Source organism: Granulicatella seriolae, from assembly GCF_024543085.1.
GTDB lineage: Bacteria > Bacillota > Bacilli > Lactobacillales > Aerococcaceae > Granulicatella > Granulicatella seriolae.
The window spans coordinates 166908-184310 of the sequence record NZ_JANHNZ010000001.1 but is presented as its reverse complement, the minus strand read 5'-3'; the positions used below and the strand labels follow the sequence as shown (position 1 = coordinate 184310).

The 17403-nt window shown below is 37.5% G+C and carries 17 protein-coding genes; 11 read left to right on the top strand and 6 right to left on the bottom strand.

Annotated features, from left to right (window positions below):
- The first annotated feature begins 19 nt into the window (after positions 1-19).
- Positions 20-628: a superoxide dismutase gene (locus tag NPA36_RS00790; protein WP_256944214.1), complete on the top strand. Its 609-nt coding sequence runs from the start codon at positions 20-22 to the stop codon at positions 626-628.
- 422 nt (positions 629-1050) lie between these two features.
- On the opposite strand, the gene NPA36_RS00785 is transcribed toward NPA36_RS00790, so the two are convergent.
- Positions 1051-3717: a YfhO family protein gene (locus tag NPA36_RS00785; protein ID WP_256944213.1), complete on the bottom strand. Its 2667-nt coding sequence runs from the start codon at positions 3715-3717 to the stop codon at positions 1051-1053.
- 273 nt (positions 3718-3990) lie between these two features.
- Between NPA36_RS00785 and NPA36_RS00780 the strand changes: the two genes are divergently transcribed.
- The gene (locus NPA36_RS00780) at positions 3991-6024 is read left to right on the top strand and encodes a peptidoglycan D,D-transpeptidase FtsI family protein (RefSeq protein WP_256944212.1); all 2034 of its coding nucleotides are present in this window, start codon (positions 3991-3993) and stop codon (positions 6022-6024) included.
- A gap of 657 nt (positions 6025-6681) precedes the next feature.
- Here the strand turns inward: NPA36_RS00780 and NPA36_RS00775 are convergent.
- The gene (locus NPA36_RS00775) at positions 6682-7188 is read right to left on the bottom strand and encodes a hypothetical protein (RefSeq protein ID WP_256944211.1); all 507 of its coding nucleotides are present in this window, start codon (positions 7186-7188) and stop codon (positions 6682-6684) included.
- 29 nt (positions 7189-7217) lie between these two features.
- The gene (locus NPA36_RS00770; protein WP_256944210.1) at positions 7218-7691 is read right to left on the bottom strand and encodes a helix-turn-helix domain-containing protein; all 474 of its coding nucleotides are present in this window, start codon (positions 7689-7691) and stop codon (positions 7218-7220) included.
- Positions 7692-7933: 242 nt separating this feature from the next.
- Between NPA36_RS00770 and rpmG the strand changes: the two genes are divergently transcribed.
- From rpmG to NPA36_RS00745, 5 genes are all read left to right on the top strand, one after another.
- On the top strand, positions 7934-8083 hold the full coding sequence (rpmG, locus tag NPA36_RS00765) for a 50S ribosomal protein L33 (protein WP_256944209.1): 150 nt from the start codon (positions 7934-7936) through the stop codon (positions 8081-8083).
- Positions 8084-8191: 108 nt separating this feature from the next.
- Complete coding sequence (locus NPA36_RS00760) at positions 8192-8794, top strand: 5-formyltetrahydrofolate cyclo-ligase (protein WP_256944469.1); 603 nt, start codon at positions 8192-8194, stop codon at positions 8792-8794.
- Positions 8791-9483, top strand: a complete 693-nt coding sequence (locus NPA36_RS00755; RefSeq protein ID WP_256944208.1) for a rhomboid family intramembrane serine protease — start codon at positions 8791-8793, stop codon at positions 9481-9483. Before NPA36_RS00760 ends, NPA36_RS00755 begins: the two co-directional genes overlap by 4 nt.
- Positions 9484-9528: 45 nt before the next feature.
- The gene (locus NPA36_RS00750; RefSeq protein ID WP_256944207.1) at positions 9529-10488 is read left to right on the top strand and encodes an ROK family glucokinase; all 960 of its coding nucleotides are present in this window, start codon (positions 9529-9531) and stop codon (positions 10486-10488) included.
- A gap of 46 nt (positions 10489-10534) precedes the next feature.
- Positions 10535-10933, top strand: coding sequence for a rhodanese-like domain-containing protein (locus NPA36_RS00745; protein WP_256944206.1), 399 nt, complete (start codon positions 10535-10537; stop codon positions 10931-10933).
- A 74-nt stretch (positions 10934-11007) separates the two neighbouring features.
- Here the strand turns inward: NPA36_RS00745 and NPA36_RS00740 are convergent, their stop codons facing one another.
- Positions 11008-11151 carry a DUF4044 domain-containing protein gene (locus tag NPA36_RS00740; protein WP_256944205.1) on the bottom strand — a complete coding sequence of 48 codons (144 nt, stop codon included), beginning with the start codon at positions 11149-11151 and terminating at the stop codon, positions 11008-11010.
- Between the two features lie 211 nt (positions 11152-11362).
- On the opposite strand from NPA36_RS00740, the gene gndA reads away from it, so the two are divergent.
- From gndA to NPA36_RS00725, 3 genes are all read left to right on the top strand, one after another.
- The gene (gene gndA, locus NPA36_RS00735) at positions 11363-12799 is read left to right on the top strand and encodes an NADP-dependent phosphogluconate dehydrogenase (protein ID WP_256944204.1); all 1437 of its coding nucleotides are present in this window, start codon (positions 11363-11365) and stop codon (positions 12797-12799) included.
- Between the two features lie 155 nt (positions 12800-12954).
- Entirely contained in the window at positions 12955-13650 is a 696-nt protein-coding gene (locus NPA36_RS00730) for a response regulator transcription factor (protein WP_256944203.1), read from the top strand.
- Between the two features lie 11 nt (positions 13651-13661).
- The gene (locus NPA36_RS00725; protein ID WP_256944202.1) at positions 13662-15170 is read left to right on the top strand and encodes a HAMP domain-containing histidine kinase; all 1509 of its coding nucleotides are present in this window, start codon (positions 13662-13664) and stop codon (positions 15168-15170) included.
- 203 nt (positions 15171-15373) lie between these two features.
- Here the strand turns inward: NPA36_RS00725 and yidC are convergent, their stop codons facing one another.
- Both yidC and NPA36_RS00715 read right to left on the bottom strand, forming a co-directional pair.
- Complete coding sequence (gene yidC / locus NPA36_RS00720) at positions 15374-16318, bottom strand: membrane protein insertase YidC (RefSeq protein ID WP_256944201.1); 945 nt, start codon at positions 16316-16318, stop codon at positions 15374-15376.
- Positions 16319-16387: 69 nt separating this feature from the next.
- Positions 16388-16663 (bottom strand): acylphosphatase, encoded by a 276-nt coding sequence (locus NPA36_RS00715; RefSeq protein WP_256944200.1) that lies wholly within the window; start codon positions 16661-16663, stop codon positions 16388-16390.
- 403 nt (positions 16664-17066) lie between these two features.
- On the opposite strand from NPA36_RS00715, the gene NPA36_RS00710 reads away from it, so the two are divergent.
- Complete coding sequence (locus NPA36_RS00710) at positions 17067-17366, top strand: DUF1033 family protein (protein ID WP_256944199.1); 300 nt, start codon at positions 17067-17069, stop codon at positions 17364-17366.
- The last annotated feature ends 37 nt before the right edge of the window (positions 17367-17403 follow it).

The window sequence follows — 17403 nt, the reverse complement described above, 5'->3', positions numbered from 1 at the left end:
TCTTTAGGGAGGAAATACAATGACTTACACTTTACCAGAATTACCTTACGCATTTGATGCTTTGGAACCAACTATAGATACAAGAACCATGGAAATTCACCATGGCAAGCACCATCAAGCCTATATTACAAACTTGAATGCAGCTTTAGAAAAATACCCAGAATTATTCGAAAAATCTATCGAAGAATTGGTAGCTGACTTAGACAAATTACCAGCAGATGTACAAGTAGCTGTCCGCAATAACGGTGGCGGACACGCCAACCACAGCCTGTTTTGGACAATCCTTTCTCCAAATGGTGGTGGTGAACCTACTGGAGAGCTGAAAGAAGCCATTGACGCTGCTTTTGGTGATTTTGATAGTTTTAAAACAACTTTTTCCAATGCTGCTAAAACTCGTTTCGGTTCAGGCTGGGCATGGTTAGTAGTGGACGGCGACAAGTTAGAGGTTGTGTCTACGCCAAACCAAGACAGCCCATTATCAGAAGGCAAAACACCAATTTTAGGCTTAGATGTATGGGAACATGCTTACTACCTAAACTATCAAAATCTTCGTCCAGACTATGTTGCAGCTTTCTGGAACATTGTAAACTGGGATCACGTAGCAGAACTTTACCAAGCAGCAAAATAGTTTTATAAAAACAGAGTTAAGATTTTAGCTCCAACTAATAAAAAAGGCGATTCTCACAATTTTATGAGAATCGCCTTTTTTATTAGTTGGTTTTCAATGTATAACCAACAAATCATTTAAATTATAAAAGTAGCAAAGATGGGGTGGGCAAAAAGTCCAGGCTGCTATTCAAACAAAAGAGTTTGGCGAAAAGCTTACCAGAAATAACGGTGTAAAGCATAGCTGACGCACAGTGGATGTTTCGGCTTCAGCCGATTTACAGCCACGTAGACAGCTAAGCCAGTGAGACCAAGGCTCACGGCGGTGCCACCGTTCCCATTTCTGGTAAGCTTTTCGCTAAACTCTTTTGTGATGTAAAAAATAGATAGTATCATTATGGACTATTTGCCCAGCCCCTCGAATCTTTAAGCAAATAGGACTATTTATCCAGTCGCTTTTTGTTTCATTTTTCGATAATACTGCAGGACACACAGTATCCCTAGAGATACCAGGCTTATCCCAATCCCTAACCAGAGATAAGGAGTGCGGTAGCGGTAAGTAATGGTGTGCTCACCAGCACTAATTGAGTAACCTAGAAGTGTATCCAAGACCTTAAACGTCTCAACTTTTTGCCCATCCACCTCAACTGTCCAGCCCTTGGAATAAGGGATAGTGGTCAGCATAGTAGCATCTCGGTCAATCTTTGCTTTGCCATCAATTGCCGTCTGTGAAAACTTGCTAATATGAAGACCCTGAGTTTGTGTATATTTCAAAGCTTCCTGCATAGTAGCAACATCTAGTTCATACAGCTGAGGCATGTTCATGGTAATCGAATTTTCTTTAAGCTCAATGACCAAGGTTTGTGGCTTGCCACCAGCCTTACTAGTCATATTCATCACCGCTGAATGTCTAAAGGTTTTGTAAAATTGATAAGGCTCACTATTCAAAGTCATAGCGATGGCATCCTTTGGTATATTACCATCAAGGACCAGATAATAAGGATTGTCGCTTCTTGGAGTAAAAGTAAGGGTTACCGTAGCTGGTTGACTAGCATCAGTTTTTTCATATTTTTGACGATTAGCATTACTGAAGTCCACTGGGTTAATATTATCCAGTTGAATGCCAAAATTTCTTTGACTAAATGCAGCCGGTGATTGTGACGGATTTGCCGTCATATAAGACAAGAGTTGGTTCTGCAAAACAAGGGGCTGGTTCATCAATAGCTCAGCCGAATTAATGGCAGAATCCACTGGAAAGGCTAAAGAAAGAGCATGATTATTTTGGAAAATAGTTGCTTGATTCAAGCTTGAGAAGAACTCATAGTAATTCAGGTCTTTTCGAGTCCAAATCTCATGCAAGCCATAGAGACTTCCATCTTTGGAGAATGAATTAGGGATCAAATTATTATTTTGAATCATATACCGAATCCCAAACAGGGAATCAGTAAATAAGGTTCCGTTACTATAGGAGACAAAACCTGAACCTTCTGAAACGCCCAAGGCACCAAAAATAGTCGGGATTTCCTTTTCGAAAGTAGAGGCAAAGTGATTGATACCATAGAATCCAACCTGGATAGCATCATCTTTTGAGCGTTGGAAGGTTTTTTCTACACGATAAAACTGATTTTCTTTGGGTAAAATATCTTGAGCCCAGCTTTGCATCATGTGTTGGTAAGTCTCAAAGGCATCCTGTCTAACGTAAGACAAGCGAGCGATATTCACTGCGCTATTTGCGGTCATCTCCAGTGTGACTAGCATGAATAGGAGAAAGTGCCAGCGTTTATTAGCCTCTTTTTTTGTGATAAGAAAGAGAAGCGCTAAGACGGTGATGACAAAGCCAATCATCAATTGCCATCCTTGTAAATATGACTCAGGATAGATGAAAAAGAAAATACTGCTAAAGGTTACAAGACCTATGACCATAAGGGCCCAGCTTAGCTTGTAGGAACTCTCTTGTTTAAACCAGCGATAGCCAATAAAAATAACCATAAAACAAAAGACAAAAGAAAAGCGATAAGGGTACCAGATTGGGAATTGCCCCCCATGCCAAATCTTGTTGAGACTATCCAAGTTCATACTAACTAATAGAAAGACTGTCATGAAAAAGGCATAAAGCTTTTCCTTCCAATCAATTTTGTTACACAAAAAGTAACCAAAAAAGGATAGTGTAGCAATGGAACCCACAAAAATATTAGGTGCACCACTTGGCATCTGGTCAAAGTCAAAACTACCAAAGTATAGTTTTGAAAAGAGGAGAACAGGGTCATAATCGTAAGCAAAATTCCAAGTCATTTCGCTATAAGATGCTTTTCCACCTAAAAGGCTATAAGCTGTTGGGACAATCAAAAAGGCAACTAAACCAACTGCTAAGAGAGAATAAAAAGCAAACTTTAAAGTAGTTAGCGAAAAATGCTTAAGATTCTTTTTTTCTACCAGATTATCTTGACTCAGATAAAGGAACGGGTAGAAGAGAATCAAAAAGAGACAAATCATATAGGCAATGTAGTAATTGCTAAAGACGGTAATAGCCAAAGCCAATACATAATAGATTGGATTCTTTCCTTTAATTAACCTGTCTAAACCTAAAATAATTAACGGTAACCAAATGATGCCATCAATCCACATAATATTGAATTGATTTACTGTTACATAGCTCATTAACCCATAAGAAATGGAGAAAATGATATTGATCAAACCATTTTGATGGAATTTCTTGCTCATAAAATAGGAAAAACTTAAGGAAGATAGACTTAGCTTGAGCAGGATGAGTAAAGTGACTGCACTAGCAATTTGATCACTGGGAAATAGCAAAAAGATGACATTAAAAGGACTAGTTAAATAATAGGCCCAGAGACCAACCATTTCTCCACCGATGGATTTTGAAAAACTATAAAAAATGGCAGCAGGGTCAGACAAGACCGTTTGGCGGTAATAAACAAAAAAGTCGACATATTGTTGCCCTAAATCAATGGTCAGGAGCGAGCCGTTCCCAAACGGATAGGTACCAATAGCCGCATAAATTAATAGTAATATAGTAAAAGGAACCAAAAAGGCTAAGAAAAGAGTTTTCTTCCTTGACATTGGTTCTTGATTAGGTGACGTGATTGTCATGTGACTGTTGACCTCCAAAAAAGAATTCCCTTATAGGATACCATGAATTGATACAAGTTTCACTAGAATGCCCCTTAAAACTATTACAAAAATTTAAAGAAATACTTTTGGAGAAAGTCTATTTTTTTGTTATACTATTAAAAGTACCTAATGAAACTTGACCAAGGTTTACTAGAACATGTTTGGTCAAATATACTCACTATAAGAATTAAGCTTTATAATTGAAAATGAAAAGAGTGAAGTGAACATATGAAACCTAGAAAGAAAAAACAAATGAAAAAGAAAAAATCTCATATTCCTTTCCGATTGAATTTGTTATTTTTAATTGTGTTTTTCTCATTTCTAGCCTTAATTATACGTCTAGGATATATCCAAGTCATAAAAGGTGATGAATTTGCTGCTTTGGTTAGACGAACCGAGACTACAACAACTAGTCGGTCCGTTCCAAGAGGCTCCATTTACGATAGCAAAGGAAAAATCGTGGTTGGTAATGAAGCAAAACTGGTCATTAACTATACCAGAGAGTTGAATGCTAGTGCAGCATCCATGGCCGAAACTGCTAAGAAACTAACTCAATACATTCAGATAGATACGTCTGAATTAAAAGAACGTGATTTGAAGGACTACTGGTTTGTAACCAACCCTGAACAAGCGGCTAAACTCTTAACAACTGAAGAAAAAAATAAAATTAACCAAGAAAACTTGAGCACAAGTCAAACCTATGAAATGCAACTAGCTCATATTACTCCGGAAAACATTGCCTATTCAGATGCTGAAAAACAAGCTATCGCCATTTTTTCTAAGATGAATAGTGCTTATGCTTTGTCAACGGTGTCCATTAAAAATAAAGATGTTACTGAAAAAGAGGTAGCTGAAGTTAGTGAGCGCTTGAGTGAGTTGCCGGGAGTCGATGTTACGTCTGACTGGGACCGCGTTTACCCAATGGGAGATACTTTGCGTTCTATTCTAGGAACAGTTACTTCTGAAAAAACAGGTTTGCCTTCTAATTCAGTCAATTCATTACGAGCAAAAGGCTATTCCCTAAACGACCGTGTGGGTGTTTCTTATTTGGAAGCTCAATATGAAGAAGTACTACGTGGCTCAAAATCTGTTATTAAAAACACTACCAATAGTTCAGGAGAAGTGGTTAATTCTAATGAGGTCTATCCAGGTAAACCGGGTGATAATTTAATTTTAACAACTGATATGGATTTCCAACTAAAGCTAGAAAAACTAGCAACAGATACTGTTCTGGCTCAATCGGATCCAGCAGCTGACCGTATTTATATCGTGGTAATGAACCCAAACTCAGGCGATATTATTGGGATTACTGGTAAGAAACGTGCCTATGATGAGAATGGTAATATCAAAGGTGTTGAAGATGATGCCTTAGGAGCTATCAATGGTTCTTACGGTATGGGATCTTCCATCAAAGCTGCGACCGTTTTAGCTGGCTATATGGATGGGGTTATTTCCCTTAACGATAACCAAATCCTCGATGAACCAATTGTCTTCGCAGCCTCTAATCCTAAGTCTTCATGGTTCAACCGAAGCGGACAAATGCTCATGGACGATGTGGAGGCTCTAGAACGCTCATCCAACGTTTACATGATCAAACTAGCCATGCGTATGGGTGGACAATATGATTATGTACCTGGTGGCAAATTAAATATTAATGATTCCGTCTTTGACAAACTACGTTATTACTATGCACAATTCGGCTTAGGAGTACGTACTGGTATAGATTTGCCGAACGAAAGTACAGGTTACAATGGGGGGACAGCTGATTCCTTCTCCGCACTTGACTTTTCTTTCGGACAGTTTGACCTCTACACACCTCTACAATTAGCTCAGTATATGTCAACCATTGCAAATGGTGGTACACGAATTGCGCCCCGTTTGGTCAAAGAAATCCATTCCACTTCAGCTGATGGTGGGGTCGGAGCACTACAAACAGTCATTACTCCTAAAGTAATGAATTCCATCCAAGTTGCACCAGATATTATCACTCACATTAAAAAAGGCTTGTATCTAGTAACGCATGGTGCAAACGGGACTTCTACAGCACCATTTGCCGGTTTCTCACCAGATGTTGCTGGGAAAACTGGTTCCACTGAGGCCTTCTACGATGGACCAATTGAAGCCTATAAACAAGCTCCGGTAGTTAATTCTACCTTCGCTTCTTATGCACCTTACGAAAATCCTGAGGTAGTCGTAGCTGTAGTTGCTCCCTACTTTATTGAAGTCAATCCGACTGAGTATGCTGCAGGTGTCGCACGGAAGGTCTATGACTTGTATTATCCGTAAACTAGAATGATATTGAATAGAGAAAGACTAAGTGGTTAAAAGCTACTTAGTCTTTTTGTTTTGTGTAAACGAGTCTCCAACTTATACCTATCGGAAATAAGAACCTTACTTCGAACAATTCAATTTATTACTGTAAACTTGAGCATACAGATTCTCTGTCAAAAATTACGGTGTAGACTATAGTTGACACACAATGGTTGTGGGGCTGGGCAAAAAGTCTATAATGACTAATATCTATTTTTTAAATCACAAAAGAGTTTTTCAAAAAAGGTTATCAGAAATAAGGACGGTGGCACCGCCGTGAGCCTAGGTCTCACTGGCTTAGCTGTCTACGTGGCTGTAATCGGCTAAAGCCGAAACATCCACTGTACGTCAGCTATGCTTTACACCGTTATTTCTGATAACCTTTTTTGCAAAACTCTTTTGTTTAAATAGCAGCATGGACTTTTTGCCCAGACCCTTTGCAACCACATGGACAGCTCAACTAGGAGAACGAGGAACATGGCGGTGCCACCGTTCTCATTTCTGATAAGGGATCTGGAGGCTCTTTATGTATTAGATGGGAAACTCATATCAATAAGGTTTCTCAAGCAAGCAATGAAAAAACCTTCGAGAAAATGCTCTCGAAGGTTCGTTCTACTATTCAAATAGAGTTTCTTACGTGTTTGGTGCAATAATAGCGGCAATTTCTTGATAAGTCATGCCTGGTCTTAATTCAAAAGTTCCCACCCAAATATTTGGTACATAACCATTCGTTTCTAAGAAGCTTTCAAATGCTGCCGCATCATCGACAAGCCCAGCTGCGTGTAGACGTTCAGCAACAGAAGTAGAAGTTTCACCTTCTGAAATGGTGAATTCTACTGGGCCAGTTGCTGCTGGTGTGCTTGAACTAGCGGTAGACGAGTTTGAAGTAGCTGCTGAAGAATGACTAGCCAGGGCAGCTTTGTATGACTCAGCAGCTGAACTACTCTCAGCAACTAATGAATCATAGGAAGATTGCAATTCAGCATTAGCCGTTCCTTCAGAAACAATCGGTAAGTTAAGAGAACTTAGCTGTGATTTTAATGATTGTGGAACAAATGGCCAGATAAATGTAACAAGTACAAGTAGTATTGCAGAAATTAGAAATCCAATACCAAGGGAACGAAATTTAGTTTTTCTCATGAATCTTTCTCCTTTCCAACTTTACTGGATTATTTTGGATCTGTTTCAAAGTAATTATCTACTACCAATTGTACAGTTGTAAGAGGAACGTTTAATTGTTCAGTAATTTCCTCTAAGGTAGAACCGTGACTGTAAAGGGTAATGATATGTTGCTTTGTGATATTGTGTAGACGTTTAGAGTCTGTTGGTGTTTCTTCTACGATTGGTGCTTCAAAGGTAGTGGTCTCAGCTGTAAAGCTTGGAGTTGAAACTGGCGGTGTAGGAGCTGGTGCTGCATACAATGGTTCAGCTTCAAACGTCGTTGGTGTTTGAATAACTTTTGGAGTTCCTTCCAATTCTTGAATCTTTTTCTTTAGATAATAAATCTCTCTGTTCAATTCTAGTAGGCTTTCGCTTAACTCATCGATTTCCTCATCATTGTTGTTATCTTTTAGGAACAAGGAAATGAATAAGAAAATAACTGCTAAAGCTAATAGCCCAATAACAACTATCCATACTTGCATATTTTCACCTCATTTAATATTTTATATCCTTATTGTAAAGAAAAGTTATGGAAAGCGCAAGAAATCCCGATAAATTTACGCTTACAAGTATATTTCATTTTCTTTTCTTTTAAATTTGAGTCATTTGAAAAGAATTTTTACATATTTGTTTAAAAACTATGGAAATGACGAGGGAATAGTGGTAGAATATTTTAGGTTAGAAGATATAGGTCTTCAATATATACAGACATGGAGGGAATATCATGCGCTTAAACATTACTCTTGAATGTACAGAATGTAAAGAAAGAAACTATCTTTCAAAGAAAAATAAAAGAAACAATCCTGAGCGTTTGGAAGTTAAAAAATACTGTCCACGCGAACGTCGTGTAACTTTACACCGCGAAACTAAGTAATAAGACATTTTGCACGAGAAGAATCAAAGCGAATAAAGAAAGGCTGGGACACTTTGTTCTAGCCTTTTTTTCATATGTAGATTACACTAAAGGTAGTAAGTTTTGGAGGTGAAGAGTCTGACGGATAAGATAGAGAATACCTTAATCGATAAAAAAATTTTGCGCAAGCAAATTATACGGAACTTAAAACGTTTACTACCAGAAGAACGACTTGCCCAAGAAGAAGAGATTTATGACTCACTAGTCAAGTTGACTCTTTGGCAAGAAGCTAAAAAAATTGCCATAACTATCCCTATGGAATTTGAATTTAACTTAGAACTTCTAGTCAAGGAAGCTAGAAATTATAAAAAACAATTATTTTTACCCGTCATGCAAGCAGATAAAAGCTTAAATTTTGTATTATGGGATGAGGATACTCTCTTGCAGGAGACTCGTTTTGGGGTTAAACAACCTATTGAAACGGAGCATAGTCAAGCAATTGAGCTAAATCAATTAGATGTCATTATTGTACCGGGACTGGCTTATTCAGAAGACGGAGATCGGGTGGGATTTGGTGGCGGCTATTATGATCGAACCTTGACTAATTATGATGGAAAGACTCTCAGCATAGCTTATTCCTGTCAAATTTTTCCCAAAACTATTTGGCCTACAGAAAAAACTGACAAACGTATAGACCTAATTATCTCAAACAGAGGAGTGTACAGTAGATGAACCCGTGGAAAAGAGACCGATATATTCGTACAATAAAGGAGAATATCTCTGCAGCAAATATTTTCTTATTGATTCAGGTTGTGCTATTTATTTTAATGAGTTTTGCAGGTGGTTCGACGGATGTAAGAGTATTAGTCAATTTTGGAGCAAAGTTTAATCCCTACATTCAGTTAGGAGAATATTGGCGTTTTATTACACCCATTTTTCTTCATATAGGTTTTGAGCATTTGTTTATGAATAGTATTTTGCTATATTTCCTTGGAAATCAATTAGAAAATATTATTGGCAGATGGCGCTTTGCAACACTGTATCTCTTGAGTGGTATTCTTGGTAACCTGATGAGTTTTGCCTTTTCAACAGCTGTATCAGCAGGAGCAAGCACGTCACTGTTTGGGCTGTTTGGACTTATTATTTACTTGTCCTATAAGCATAGTTACATCTATTCCTTCAGACAATTAGGGGCTACTTATGGCTTTTTGATTGCTATTAATGTTGTTTTTGGATTCTTTGGTGGCAATATAGATGTTTATGGCCATATGGGTGGTTTGATTGGTGGCTTTCTAATCGCAGGAGTGATTAGTTTCAGAGGAGATCGTAGAACCACAAGCTTGCAACGATTAATTTTTGCGGTTGCCTATATTTTAATTGCTGGAGCATTTTTTGTACTAGGAATGGGACGCGGATATTGATATACTAGTAAAGAAAAAGAATTGTATGAAATGGAGAGAGACCAAATGGAAAAGAAAATAATTGGTATTGACTTGGGCGGAACATCAATTAAGTTAGCAATCTTAACGCTAGAAGGTGAAATTCAGCAAAAATGGTCTATTCCAACGAATATTTTAGACGAGGGTAGCCATATTGTTGACGATATTATTGCATCAATTAAGCATCGTTTGGAAACCTACCAACTGGATAAAGCATCTATTTTAGGAATCGGAATGGGGTCGCCTGGTGTGGTAGATCGTGAAAAAGGAACGGTTATTGGTGCCTATAATCTTAACTGGAAAACTTTGCAACCTGTCAAAGAAAAGATTGAGGGTGCAATAGAGTTGCCTTTTTATATTGACAATGATGCTAACGTTGCAGCTCTTGGTGAAAAATGGGTAGGTGCTGGTGATAACGATCCAGACGTAGTATTTATTACACTTGGAACTGGTGTTGGCGGCGGTATTATCGCAGAAAACCAATTGATTCATGGCTGTGCCGGTGCTGGTGGAGAAATTGGTCATTTGACAGTAGACTTTGACCATCCTTTTGACTGTACTTGTGGGAAAACTGGCTGTTTAGAAACCGTCGCAAGTGCTACAGGTATTGTCAACTTAACTCGTCGTTATTCTGAAGAATTTGCAGGTGATTCAGTCTTGAAAAACATGGTCGATGATGGCCAAGAAGTGACGGCTAAGGATGTATTTGATTTGGCAAAAGATGATGATCCTTTAGCGTTAATTGTTTTTGAACGCTTCTCCTTTTATCTGGGTCTAGCTTGTGCACATATCGGAAACCTTTTGAATCCGTCAACCATTGTTATTGGTGGTGGTGTATCTGCTGCTGGAAGTTTCTTATTGGATGGGGTTAAAAAACAATTCGACCAATATACCTTTAAACAAGTTAGAGAATCCACCAAAATTTCTTTAGCTAAGCTAGGAAATGATGCCGGAGTTATCGGTGCAGCTTCTTTAGTTGTAAAGTAAGCTTTAAGAAACATAAAAAAATGATTGCTAGGAGTAAGTAAACTACATGAATAATGATACATTACGAATTATAAATATTACCTTAATTAGCTTTTTCGTTGTATACGGCATTTATTTAGGTGTCTTGTATGCTATTCGCCGTTATTCAGCAAAAACTGTTACGGCACAAGAATTTGGTCAAGATTTAAGAAAGGTTCAACTGATTGATCTACGTGAGCGTGATGAGTTTAATAATGCTCATATCTTAGGTGCTAGAAACATTCCAAATTCTCAATTCAAGGCTCGTATGGGCGAAATTCGTAAAGACCAACCGGTATACCTTTACGATATGGGTGTCAATGTTAGTGGACGAGCAGCTTTCAGATTGAAACGTGCTGGTTACAATAATATTGTTATCTTAAAAGGCGGATTTGATGCTTGGAACGGCAAAATAAAACGCAAATAAAATAAAAAAAGCCTACTTGACTAATCAGTGACCTCAATCGGAGATCATTGAAAAGCTAGTAGGCTTATTTTTTATTAAAAACCCATGTAAGAGGCAATTGCATAGAAAAGTGTGATAAATGCAGTGCCAACCATAGCGAAAAGCATTAACCAAACAACAACACGTGTGATTTTTTCCATAGTGGTTAGATTTTTCTTTTCAGCTTTATTTTTAGCCATTATAAATACGCTCCTTCATCTGATACTTCTTTACTAGTTTAACGGATTTTCTTATTTTTTCAAGCTAAATCAGAGACTTTATCAAATATTTTGTCTTATACGGGTCAATAGCTTCAATATCAAATAAAATAGTCCGTGTTGCTTTCCAAAACTAATAATTTTTGATAGTATGTAGTAGTATGAGAAACAAGACGATATGGAGGAAGTTAGAATGTCAAAACAACAAATTGGTGTTGTAGGAATGGCTGTAATGGGTCGTAACCTAGCACTAAACATTGAGAGCAGAGGATATACTGTATCTATCTTTAATCGCACATCTTCAAAGACAGATGAAGTCATAGCAGAGAACCCAGGGAAAAAATTAGTCCCAACTTATTCCGTGGAAGAATTTGTTCAATCGCTTGAAACACCAAGAAGAATCTTGTTAATGGTCAAAGCTGGAGAAGCAACGGATAAAACGATTCAAAGTTTATTGCCACATTTAGACAAAGGTGACGTGCTAATTGATGGAGGTAATACTTTCTTCAAAGATACCATTCGTCGTAATGAGGAGTTAGCTAATTCAGGAATCAACTTTATCGGTACTGGCGTTTCCGGTGGGGAAGAAGGCGCTCTCTTAGGACCATCTATCATGCCAGGGGGACAGAAGGAAGCCTATGATTTAGTCGCACCAATTCTCGAAGAAATTGCTGCCAAAGCTGATGATGGTGCTCCATGTGTCACTTATATCGGTGAAAATGGTGCTGGGCACTATGTTAAAATGGTTCACAACGGTATAGAATATGGCGACATGCAATTAATCGCAGAAGCTTATGACATTCTAAGACGTGTCGGTGGCTTAAGCATAGAAGAAATTGCTGCTACCTTTAAAGAGTGGAATGCTGGCGAGCTAGACAGCTACCTAATTGAGATTACTGCAGATATCTTAACCAAATATGACCCAGAAACCGGCAAGCCAATGGTAGATGTTATTTTGGACAAAGCTGGCAACAAGGGTACTGGCAAATGGACATCACAAAGCGCTCTTGATCTAGGCGTGCCACTACCACTAATTACTGAATCAGTATTCGCACGTTTCATCTCCACTTTGAAAGACGAACGTACTTTAGCGAGTAAAGAATTGGCCGCAATTAAAGAACCAGAACTAAGCCAAAATGAAAAACAAGAATTAATTGAATCTGTTCGTAAGGGACTCTACTTCTCAAAAATTATGAGCTACGCTCAAGGTTTTGCACAAATGAGAGTTGCTAGTGAAGCTTACAACTGGGATTTACAGTACGGAGAGATTGCTAAAATCTTCCGCGCAGGATGTATTATCCGTGCACAATTCTTACAAAAGATTACAGATGCCTTTGAGAGAGATGCAGATTTGAAAAACTTATTATTAGATAAGTATTTCTTATACGTTACTGAATCTTACCAAAGTGCAGCACGTGATATCGTTATTACAGCTGTTAAAGCTGGAATCCCAACACCTACTTTTTCATCAGCCTTGGCTTATTTTGATGCTTACCGTTCTGAAACATTGCCAGCTAATTTAATCCAAGCACAAAGAGATTACTTTGGTGCCCATACCTATGAACGTGTGGACAAACCAGGAACCTATCACTTTGATTGGGCAAATGAAATCGAAATTCCTCAAGCATAATTCATAAATTGTAAAAGACTAAAGAAATTTTTAGTCTTTTACAATTTTTTTCTCATCTTAGACTGTGAAAACTCTATCAACTGTGATAAAATTAGGAATAGATTAGAATCTGAATAATGAATAAGCCTGTATATAGATGGATTAGGGGGAATTTTATGAGCCAAAAATTACGAATTCTCATTATAGAAGATGAGAAGAACTTAGGAAGATTTGTTGAATTAGAATTACAACACGAAGGTTACGAAACCATGATTTGCAATGACGGAAGAACAGGTCTTCAAGCTGCCATTGATGAAGACTGGGATGTTATTTTACTTGATTTGATGTTACCAGAATTAAATGGCTTAGAAATTGTACGTCGTTTGCGCCCTCTGAAAGATACACCAATTATTATTATGACAGCCCGTGACTCTGTGATTGACCGTGTTTCTGGTTTGGATCAAGGAGCCGATGATTATATTGTAAAACCATTTGCCATCGAAGAACTTTTGGCTAGAATTCGTGCACTTTTCCGTCGTCTTGATATTGAGGAAGAAACTCGTAAACACAAGCAAACTACTGTTGTTTATCAAGATATTTTAATTGAAAAAGAAAACCGTGTTGTTCGTCGTGCTGGTCAAGTGATTGAGTTGACTAAAAGAGAATATGAACTCCTATTGATGCTGATGGAAAACATTAATGTGGTTCTTTCACGTGAAGTCCTGCTAAACAAGGTTTGGGGCTACAAGATGGAAGTTGAAACCAACGTAGTGGATGTTTATATTCGTTATCTCCGCAATAAGATTGATGAACCTGGCAAAGAAAGTTACATTCAGACAGTTCGTGGAACAGGTTATGTGATGAGACAATAGGAGGGATGACTTTGCTCAATAGAGTTAATCGACTGAGTAATCTTCCTTTTTCAGGCATGTCTGTATTAAAGAAGTGGTGGTTGATTATTTCAACCACTATTTTTTTCCTATTGATATTCTTTACTTGGATGATGATGCAAAAGGAATTAAACGCTCAAAAAGCTAGCCAATTAGAAAAAACCGAGAAATATACACAAGATTTAATCACTATTTTTTCAAATGAAGAAGAGAATCTTATTCAAACGCAGGTTCTCAATCGTTTAAATGATACCAATCACTATGAATTAACAGACATAGAGTTGGTCAAACCGACTCAACAATTAGATAGTCTATTGCCAAGTGAGATTAATATTCAAGTTTTTAATAATTCCAAGCAGATGATTTTTCAAACCCAGAATTGGTACCATCAACAGCTTCCTTCAACACAATTTTATAGTAAAGAAGTTACCGACAATAATCGGACTATTATTCAAAGTGGTGGACCGGTTTTTAACAAAACCAGTAGGATGCTTATTGGTTATGTTCAAGTGACCAATCGTTTGCAGCAATATTATACAACACAAAAAATGTTATGGACTTATTTTTTATGGTTAGTACTAGCTGGTTTGGTTGTTTCAGTTGGCTTAGGTTATGTTTTGGCCTATCAATTATCTAGACCATTGAAAGAAATTCAAAAACTCATAACTTCTATTACTGATGAGAATATTTCTAGTACAAGGCTGGAAATTCCAACCAACAATCAAGAATTAAAAGCGGTTGTTGACGGTTTTAATGAATTATTAACCAAGATTAGTTTTTATATAGAACAACAAAAACACTTCGTTGAAGATGTCTCCCATGAACTTAGAACACCTGTAGCTATTGTTGAAGGGCATTTAAAACTATTGAATAGATGGGGGAAAAATGACCCTGAAATACTTGAAGAATCCTTGGCTTCCTCTTTGACTGAGCTGGAACGTATGAAGGTCTTGGTACAAGAAATGCTAGATTTATCTAGAGCTTCTCAAGTAAAAGAGCAGTATAAAGACGCAGAAACAAGTGTGTTTCAGTCTGTAAAATCTATTGTCGATAATTTTAAAATTCTTTATCCGGATTATAAATTTGTCTTTGACTCTGATTTGTCTAGGGAAGTTGTCATTCAGATGTTTTCTAACCATTTTCAACAAATTTGTATTATCCTCTTAGACAATGCTGTTAAGTATTCTTTGGATAGAAAGGAAATTATTGTTAGTTTATCTATGAGTATGAACAAGGTTGAAATTGCTATTCAAGACTTTGGTATGGGAATGACGGATGAGGATCGTCGTAAAGTCTTTTCACGTTTTTACCGTGTCGATAAGGCTCGTTCTCGTCAAAAGGGTGGGACTGGTTTAGGTCTTTCTATTGCTAAAGAATTGGTAGCTAGTTATAATGGGGAAATTACTGTGACTAGTCAATTGAATCATGGATCTATTTTTAGAATGAAGTTGCCAATTATTCGGACTGAGGGTAGGATTCATCCTAGTTTATCTGATGAGTAGTAGGCTAGCTGGAATATAAGTTGTGTTTGTTTATAGAATCGAATGGCTGGGTAAAAAATCTATAATGAATAAAATTGATTTCTACATTAGACTCTTTTGCGTTAGTAATAAAAGTGAACTTCCAATAAATGTTATCTTAGCCTTCTGAATGTTAGACAAAAAAAGTGGTTCTCACATATTCTGTGAGAACCACTTTTTTTAGATTATTTTTTGCGGTTTTGTTTGCCGCTGTTTCTTGATTGGTTTTGGTTACGTGAGTTATTTCTGTTACGAATAGCAGCAAATGTTTCTTGGGCTTGTGGAGATGTTGTAGCTCCTGATTTGGTTTTCTTAGGTAGAATAACTTCTTTGTCTGCTAGTTCTGCATCAATTTCAACTTTCACGCGAGGGCGAATGATGCTGTTTTGAATCCATGTTTGTAGCAGCGCAAAAACTCCACCAATGAAGAAGTATAGACCTAATCCAGCAGGAGAACTCCAAGTGAAGAGCAAGATCATTGCTGGGCTCATAAAGAGCATGGTTCTCATCTGTTGTTTTTGCTCCGGTGCCATATTAGCTTGAGAAAGGTAACTTTGTAAGAAATATATCACACCAGCTGCTAAAGCAAGAGGTATAAATGGTTGTCCTAATGGGATTCCTAGGAAGCTACTTTCTGCAATTTTTGGCGATAGGTGGATAGCGTTGTACATGGCGTTGAAGATTGGCAGTTGAATTAACAACGGCAAACATCCACTTGCTACAGAACCAGTTAAGCTAATATCATTCAAACGATAAAGCTCCATTTGTTCTTGTTGGATGGTTGCTCTTTCTTCAGGGCTAGTGGCTGCTTTAGCTCTAGCGTTGATTTCATCCACATATGGTTTTACCTTGGCAGTTTTTTCTTGCTGGATCAACATTGTTCTAGATTGTTTGAATGTAGATGGCATCAACAAGAGACGGATAATAACTGAAATGATGATAATAGCCATTCCATAACTGCCGTTAAATGTTGCTGCTAACCAATCCATGGCTGCTTGAGTTGGAAGAACCATATACTCATAGATTACGCCGTGTGGGTTTCTATTTGCGTCATATTGGACGCAACCTGCTAAGAATAGCGCACTTGTTGCCAAGAGGGTCGCTAACTTAGTTGTTTTTGAAAATTTCATGATTCACATTCTTTCTTTGGTAGTTTTTAAAATAGACAAATACTATTGTACTGTATTTTTAGAGCCTTTTCAATTTGTAACCTTAAAATTTGTGTATTCTTTATTTTCCTGTATTCTTTCTACTTCTGTTTTTGTGACTTTTCCATAGGGTGCAGGAGATTTTTTGACTTCTAATAGGAAGGCTTCTAAGAGATCTGGTTCGGCTTGTGCTATGATTTTTACGGATCCATCTATCTTGTTTTCTACTGTTCCTCGAATGGTCATCTTGTCAGCTAAGAGTTTGGTAAAGTAGCGAAAGCCGACACCTTGTACTCGTCCGTATACTCGAATTGAGATAGTTTCCATTTGTTATACCTCCAACTGTTTAATTTGAAATGCTAGGTTTAGGGAAATGTTTTTGCTAATCAACTGTATCCGAGTCACTAGCCCATCTGTCAGACATAAGAACGGTGGCATCGCCGTGAGCCTTGGTCTCACGGCTTAGCTGTCTACGTGGCTGTAATTGGCGAAAGCGCCAAACACCCACTGTGCATCAGCTATGCTCTACACCGTTATGTCCGACAGATGGGCTAGTGGCTTTCTTATGGTTATAATATTAATGTATTAGATTAGAATTATTTTACCTAATGCTTAATTATTACTTTAATAGTAACGAAGAAAATTTGGACTTGCAAGTGCAAGGTGTGTAATTCTAACTGGTTTCTTCCTTATTGAAAGAATGGTATAATTTGCAAGAGGTGAAGAGTAAATGTTTCGAGTAATTATTATGAAGGGTGCTATTGAGCCCTGGTGGTTTTTTGAGGATTGGCAAGAGGATATTATAGACTCTGTGGACTTTGAGGACATTAACGAGGCTAAGGACTATTACCAAGCTAAATTCAATGACTTTAAGAAGTCCTATCAGTATATACGTCAAAAATTCGACTATTCGTCTGCCTTTTGGAATGAGGATGACTTGTTCTACTGTGAAGACTGTGTGGAGTATTTGCAACTTTATACAGGCTTGATGTTGGTGGATATGAATAATAAAATTTTTGAGAATGTCTAATAACATAAAATAGAAATTTGTTTCAGTAAGTGGAGGG